The sequence below is a fragment of the Sphaerimonospora mesophila genome (genome assembly GCF_001417795.1).
Classification (GTDB): domain Bacteria; phylum Actinomycetota; class Actinomycetes; order Streptosporangiales; family Streptosporangiaceae; genus Sphaerimonospora; species Sphaerimonospora mesophila.
On record NZ_BCBX01000076.1, the window covers coordinates 1 to 6,862 of the forward strand.

The 6,862-nt window shown below is 69.4% G+C and carries 8 protein-coding genes; 3 read left to right on the plus strand and 5 right to left on the minus strand.

What is annotated here, in order from left to right:
- Window positions 1-230 precede the first annotated feature (230 nt).
- The 3 genes from AP234_RS34010 to AP234_RS34020 all read left to right on the plus strand — a co-directional run bounded on the left by AP234_RS34010 (window position 231) and on the right by AP234_RS34020 (window position 3,774).
- Entirely contained in the window at window positions 231-584 is a 354-nt protein-coding gene (locus AP234_RS34010) for a plasmid mobilization protein (RefSeq protein ID WP_055483870.1), read from the plus strand.
- Complete coding sequence (locus AP234_RS34015; protein ID WP_055483871.1) at window positions 581-2,044, plus strand: relaxase/mobilization nuclease domain-containing protein; 1,464 nt, start codon at window positions 581-583, stop codon at window positions 2,042-2,044. The genes AP234_RS34010 and AP234_RS34015 overlap by 4 nt, the downstream gene beginning before the upstream one ends.
- A 155-nt stretch (window positions 2,045-2,199) precedes the next feature.
- Window positions 2,200-3,774, plus strand: coding sequence for a hypothetical protein (locus AP234_RS34020; protein WP_152990788.1), 1,575 nt, complete (start codon window positions 2,200-2,202; stop codon window positions 3,772-3,774).
- A gap of 93 nt (window positions 3,775-3,867) precedes the next feature.
- Here the strand turns inward: AP234_RS34020 and AP234_RS34025 are convergent, their stop codons facing one another.
- From AP234_RS34025 to AP234_RS37575, 5 genes are all read right to left on the minus strand, one after another.
- Window positions 3,868-4,080: a superinfection immunity protein gene (locus AP234_RS34025; protein WP_055483873.1), complete on the minus strand. Its 213-nt coding sequence runs from the start codon at window positions 4,078-4,080 to the stop codon at window positions 3,868-3,870.
- Between the two features lie 26 nt (window positions 4,081-4,106).
- Window positions 4,107-4,748, minus strand: a complete 642-nt coding sequence (locus AP234_RS34030; protein ID WP_055483874.1) for a hypothetical protein — start codon at window positions 4,746-4,748, stop codon at window positions 4,107-4,109.
- A complete protein-coding gene (locus AP234_RS34035) occupies window positions 4,717-5,778 on the minus strand; it encodes a toprim domain-containing protein (RefSeq protein WP_055483875.1) in 1,062 nt (353 codons plus the stop codon). The genes AP234_RS34030 and AP234_RS34035 overlap by 32 nt, the downstream gene beginning before the upstream one ends.
- A 12-nt stretch (window positions 5,779-5,790) precedes the next feature.
- Window positions 5,791-6,645, minus strand: a complete 855-nt coding sequence (locus AP234_RS34040; RefSeq protein ID WP_055483876.1) for a DUF2637 domain-containing protein — start codon at window positions 6,643-6,645, stop codon at window positions 5,791-5,793.
- A partial coding sequence (locus AP234_RS37575; RefSeq protein ID WP_160330545.1) for a hypothetical protein occupies window positions 6,642-6,862 on the minus strand: 221 nt, incomplete at its 5' end. The genes AP234_RS37575 and AP234_RS34040, both read right to left, overlap by 4 nt.

The following is a 6,862-nucleotide window of genomic DNA, read 5'->3' on the forward strand; positions in this document are numbered from 1 at the left end:
CCGCGGAGCAAGATATTCGTAATGTCCCATTACCTGCGCATCCAGCGGGATGTCGAGGGGGACATTCATGATCAGACCCACCCACTCTCGCTGGTGCTGCGGGGGTGGGTTCTGATCATTTTGTGGACCGAGCGCGGTCCGGGAGCGGGGCAAGGGGCATGGCGGGCGGGGGAGAAGAGGTAGGGCCACCAGCCGCAGCGAAAAGGCTGCGGCGGCGGGAGCGGCAGGCCGTGCCGCGGTCGCGGGTGGTGAAGTTCGTGCTGACCGAACAGGAGTACGCCGACTTCCGCCAGGCCGCCGAGCGGCTGGGGCTGGCGCAGGGGGCGTACGCGGCACAGGCGACGCTGGCGGCGGCGCGGATGGCCAACCCGCCGATGCCGGACCCGCTGCGTGAGGCGCTGGTCGAACTGATGCGTGCTTCGGGCCAGGTGCGCCGCATCGGTGTGAACCTCAACCAGGCGGTCGCCGGGCTGAACGCTACCGGGGTCGATCCCGGCAACCTTGTTCCGTACGCCGCCGCCTGCCTGCGGGCCGTACAGCGTTTGGACGGAATCGCGGAAGCGGTCCGGAAGGTGATCGGATGATCGGGAAGGTGATGCGCGGACGGCGGGCCGGCGGACTGCTGTACTACCTGTACGGCCCGGGCCGGGCCAACGAGCACGTGAACCCGCACATCGTGGCGGGGTGGCGGCATCCGGCCGAACTGGAACCGCCTCTCCGGCCGGATGGCGGGCGGAATTTCCGGAATCTGATCGGATTGCTCAACCAACCGCTGGCCGCGCTCGGCGACCAAGGCCATGCCGAGCCGGTGTGGCACTGCGTCGCCCGGGCCGCTCGTGAGGACCGCGTCCTGGACGACGACGAGTGGGCTCAGGTCGCCCACGAGATCATGAACCGGACCGGGCTCGCTCCGGCCGGGGATGACGACGGGGTGCGCTGGGTGGCGGTACGGCACGCCGACGACCACATCCACATCGTGGCCACGCTCGCCCGCCAGGACGGCACCAAGCCGAGGACCTGGAACGACTTCTACCGGGTCCGGGAGGTCTGCGAGGTGGTCGAGCGCCATTTCGGGCTTCGGCTGACCGCGCCAGGGGACCGTACGGCGGCCCGGCGACCGACCCGGAGCGAGACCGAACAGACCAAAAGGAAGCAGTGGACCGAGGTCCCGCGCATGGCCCTGCGCCGGCATGTGGTCACCGCCGCGGCCGGGGCGGGCTCGGAAGAGGAGTTCTTCCGCGCGCTGGAGGATTCCGGGGTGCTGGTACGCAAGCGGATGAGCCGGCGGAGCCCAGGCGAGGTGACCGGGTACGCGGTCGCGCTGCCGTCCCACCGCAACCGCAGCGGGGAGCCGGTCTGGTTCGGCGGAGGCAGGCTGGCGGCCGACCTCACTCTTCCGAAACTCCGTGCCCGGTGGAACGGCGGAACGGCCACCAGGACCGAGGGGAACAGCCTGGGTGAGGGCGTCAGGGTGAGTCCGCGCTGGGAGTTGTGGGAGGAGGTGTCGGCGGCGGCCGGGCAGGCCGCCGCGCGTCTGCGTGACGCCGCCGCCGGGGACCCGGGAGCTGCGGGCGACCTGGCCGGCGCCACCTCTGATCTGCTGCATGTGGCCGCTGATGTGCTGAAGGACCGACGGCTGAGGGACGCGGCCGAGGCGTTCGATCGGGCAGCGCGGGAGCCGTACGCCCGGGTTCCTCAGGGCACGCCGTCTGGGGTGAGGCTGCGCCGGGCGGTACGGATGCTGGCCAGGGCGGATCGGATGCCCTCGGGGACCTCACTCATCGCCGACGTCGTACGGCTGGTGAACGCGGTGGCCGAGCTGCGTGCCGCACAAGGGCGGACGGCTCAGGCGACTGCGGCGCGGGCGGCGGCCCGCTGCCTCGGCGGAACCGTGACGACCGCGCTCCCGGCGAGGGCCCCGGTACGGCTGGCCGCGGCGGACTTCCCGCAGTCGAATCGGCCGAATCCCGGCACGCTGCCGAGCTCTTCCGGTCGTTCCGCCGGTCCTCCGAGGCCTTCTGGGCCGAGGCGTCCGCGCCGGTAGGCACCTGCCTCGTGGCGCTGTCCTTCTTGATAGGGGGAGCGAGGGGGAAAATCATTCTTTGATCTACGCGACGCGCTTCGATCTTCTCCGAGTCGGCGCCGCTGGTTGCGTAAGGTGACGGATCATCGTCGCTTCGCGATCAACGGGGGTGCGTCGTGACAGCCGCGGAGCTTCGTCTGCTGGGCCGTGGTCGCTTTGCCCAGGTAGGCCGTTGGACGGTCGTCGGGCTGCTGTCATGCGCCGCGGTGGCGACGCCGGGGATCTCGGGGAGCGTACGCGCGTACGGCGATGCCGGATGCCCACATCTGGGTGAGACGGCGGGCCGGTACGTCGATGAGGCGAAGCTGTGCGAGGAGATGCGGGGGCAGGTACGCAACTGGCTGGTCACCGGTCAGCGGTTCGATCTGGGCCAGGCGGTGCGGAATTCGGTGAGGGGGAAGCAGCCGCAGGCGGTGCCCGAGCCGCAACGCCAGGAGCAGCTTCCCCGTCCCCCGAAACCGGCGCAACCCGTGCCGCGAGCCCCGGTGAGTCAGCCGCCACCCGAAGTCATGACCACGCCGACGCCTGGCAGCGCGGCGCCCGCCGGCGTTTCTGACCGTAAGGTGCAGGTGGAGCGGACGCAGCCGGTTCGACGCGATCGAGAGCACCATCGTGAGCGACCTGCGAAGGACCTCACACTGGTCTCGCGGGTGAGCGAGTCACCCACGCCCATGCTGGTCTCGGTGCCGATCCGGGAGGTCGTCGCCAGGAACGGCAAGCAGGTTGCGCGGTCGGCGGTCGTTGTCGAACCGCCGCGGGGACGGGCGCACGTGGAAAGCAGGCTGCCGCCCCAGGAGGTGGAAGTGCCGCAGGCGTCGGCGGCAGCCGTACCCGAACAACAATCGACGGTTATCGCCCTCGATCGAGAGGCTTCCTGGTGGCCGGTGTCGCCGCTGACGATTCCTGTGGGTCTTGCCGCCGCGTTCGGGCTCGTGATCGCCTATCGCCGCCGGCGCCAGCTGGTGGCCGACACGGTGGTGCGGTTGCGGCGTGCACGCCTGACCAGAGAAGGAGACCGGCTGATCCGCGCCAGCATGGTCACCCAGGAGATGCCCGTCATCGTCCACAACGTGGAAGACACCACTCTGGAGCAGCAGGCCGTCGTCGGCGACCTCGAACTCAGTCCTATGGGGGACAAGAAGCCGTCGAACTACGGCTACACGCTGGCGATGGCGGCGTTGGGCGGGATGGGGCTGACCGGTCCCGGTGCCGATGACGTGACGCGTGCACTGCTGCTGGAGCTGTTGTTCATGCTCGACATCCCAGTCCGGGTGCTCATGCCGCGCGATGACGCCGTACGCCTGCTCGGCGAGGAAACGCTGGAGGTGACGAGCTCGGGGCTGGTGGTGCTGGACACCTTGCCGGATGTGGTGACCGAGTTGGAGGTGGAGATCGTCCGGCGGTCGGGGCAGCGGACCACCTCAGGTGTCCCCGAGGACCTGCCGTGGTTGTACGTCATCGCCACCCCCGGCGCTGCGGCCGAGCGGCTGCACCGCATCGTCACCGGCGGCATCGAGGACCTCATTCTCGGCGTGTTCCTGGGGGACTGGCCGTACGGCATCACGTGTACGGTCGACGACACCGGGGTGATCGTCGACATGGAAGGACGCTCGGCACCGGCGTGGATCGCACGGCAGCTGTCGATCTGCGGTCGACTGGACGCCGCCCAGAGCTTCACCGTGGGCTCGTGATCGGAGTGACGTCGTTGGGGCGCCTGCAGCTTCTGGTCACCCCTGGGTGCGGATGTGAGACCGCGACTGTGAAGGATAGATACATCGGCTCCATCATCGGTCTTGGCGCCTGGGGAGCAGGAATGCCGCGATCAGTGCGGCCGGCCAGCCGATGCAGGTCAGCCCGCCGAGGCAGTTCAGGGCGAAAAGCAGGGCGAAGTTCTCAACTCCACGTAAAACGCCGATGATGGTCGGTAGGAGGAACACCACCACGAGCAGCAGCATCAGTCCGATCCAGAAGACGATGCTGTTCGCCAGAGCGTCCATGCTCGCATCATTCCGTTATCGAGCCGTCACTGTTTGCGATTCGGTGCAGGTCGCTGTCCCTGAGTCGATGCGCGTACTGCTGTCGCCGTCGTCGTCCCGGACCGGTTCGCCCGCACGGTGTCGTTGATCGAGTGGGGGAAGTCCTGCTGGGCGAGTTTCACGGCTGCGGGGAGCTCTTTGCGTGTAGGTGCCGGGTGGCCGGTCCGAGGGTGCGGCTCGCGGGCGAAGAACGGCGCGGCTTGCCGCATGGCGTCGGCAGGGTTGAGGCCGTCTGCCCGGAGCCGGTCGTATCGGTTCATGCCGTAAGCATGGAGCTGCCGGAGCCGTTCCTCGCACTTCAGCCGAGCCCGTTCGGCCCCTGGGTCGTGCGCCGCGTACGGCATGGCGGCTCCCCAAGCGCGGCTCACCTGCAGGAGGTCGGCGCTGCGTAGCCAGGCGGGGTTGTTGGCGGGCAACCATTGCAGCCGTGCCGCGTGATGCTCGGCCCGCTCCTGAGCGTGCAGCGTCTCGGCCGCCTGACGTTGCCGTTCGGCCTGCTCGCGGAGGCGTTGGGTCTTCATCTGCAGCAGGACCTGCGCCGTCGTCACAGCCGCCGGGGCTATTTGCAGGGCGCGTTGGAACCCGTAGGCCGCCGCCTCAGGGAGTGGGTCCGCGTAGTGGTCTTCCATCTGATCTCCTTTCCATAGATCTCGCGGCCGTGCCGCCGGATGTGGGCGCCACCGGGAAGTCGGTGATGACCAGGCGGGAGGTGACCGAGTCGGCCGTGGTCTCGGTGACGGTCGCGTGGTCGAAGTTGAGCCAGGCCGCGACTCGGGCCACCTGCCGAGCCACGTCATGGGGTGCCATGGCGGCGATCGCCGCGCCGGCTGCACGGAGCGCGCCGATGCGGCCTTCGGGGTACTGGAGAGATCGCTGCCAGGGCTCGATGGCGGCGTCGATCACCAGGTCGGCCAGCGGACGTACCTGCTCGCGCAGCAGCGTTGAGAGTGTGTTCGCTCCGGCGTCGCCGAGCACGGAGGCCGGATCCCAGTCGGCCGGGAGGACGAGGGCCGCAGCCGTACCGGCGTCTTTAAGCAGCGGGTAAGCGCGTGCGGCGGCGTGTCGTCCGGCGCGGTCGCCGTCAAAGGCGACCAGGACACCGCTGGCAGACAGGTCGTGGGCGATGTCCAGCGTCTTGACCTGGTCGGGGGTCAGGCTGGTGCCGCACAAGGCGAGCCCGGCCAGGTGGCCGCGACCGGCGACGGTGATGGCGAGGGCGTCCAGCGGACCTTCGGTGATCACGGGCGTTGTGCCGGGGGTGAATGCGTGCAGGCCGAACATCGTCCGCCCCTTGGTGTAGATGGGGGTATTCGGGCTGTTGAGATATTTCGGCTCCTTGTCGCGGCTACGGCCGATGAACGCGATCGTGGTCTCGTCTCGTTTGGTGATCGGGAACATGGCCCGGTCGCGGAAGAAGTCGATGAGCATGCCGCGGGTGCTTCGCCGGGACAGGCCGGAGGCTTCGATGGCGGTGTCGGTGTAGCCGAGGCGGCGCAGGTGCCGGGTGAGCGCGCGCCATTCATTGGGGGCGTAGCCGATACGCCACTGGCGCTGGACGTCGTCGTCGAAGCCGCGATTGCGCAGGTAGTCCGGGACCCAGCTGCCGCCGAGGTGAGCCTGGTAGAAGCGCTCGGCGTGCCGGTGTATGGCGATGAGCATGACGGCGTGTCCTCAGACGGGTTCGCGGCGGAGCCCGATGGTGGTGGCGAGCCAGCGCAGCCGTTCGTTGGCGATGCGATGGCCCTGGGCGCGGAGCTGGGCGGCCAGGTCCATCTGGCTGAGCCGTACACCGCGCTGTTCGGCCTCCGAGACGATCGCCTGGGCGGCCCGAATGAGCTGCTCGTCGCCGTCTGGCTGCTCGGCCTGTGCGGGCACTGCGGCGGGGAAGGCGGCGCCGGCGAGCTGAAGCCGTACGGCGATGCGCTCGGACAGGGATGCCTTCCAGCGCCACAGCCACCGGCCATGGGTCTGGTGGAGGTCGGAGATCGCCTGCAGGTGGAGGTATTCGAGCTGGAGACCGCGAGGGTAGCTGGTGATGTTCCACAGCACCATGCGCCGCCACAGCAGGAAGCTGGACGCCGGGGCCAGGATCCAGCGCGACAGCGGGACACGTTCGCGGCGGGTGCCGGTGGCCAGGCCGACCAGACGGCGGATGAGGTGACGGATGCCCTCGATGACGGTGACGAACAGGACGGGCATCGCGGCGTGCATGAGACCGGCGACGGGGTCGCCGTGAGCGGCGGCGATGTTGAGGACGACCGTGGCGGTGATGAACGCCCAGGCGACCCAGCGCAGGACGGGCCAGGGCATGTCGGCGAACTCCATCAGCAGGTCCCAGGCGAGCAGGGCCAGGATGCCGACGTCGATCCCGATTGGCACGATCCAAGCACGTGAGCCGAACCACGGCTCGGCCAGAGCTCGGAGCGTGGCGAACGAGCCGATCCCGCCCAGTACGGCCAAGGCGACCACGAGCGGGGCCACGACGCAGGCGGCCAGAGCAACTGCATGAGACAGGCTGCGGGTCACCGGGTGCAACCTCCGGCCAGGTGAGTGGCGGCGCGGAGGATGCCCTCGTCGTTGGCGGGGGAGAGGATCAGGCCGTGGTGGGTGACATAGGCGTAGACGCCTTCGGCTCCGGCGCAGTACACGGTTTCGGCGCCGACCGTGAGTGCCCACTGGCCGTTGGGGCGGCGGATCAACCGGGCTGGCCGGTGGCGGCTGACCTCCAGGCCGAGTCGAACGA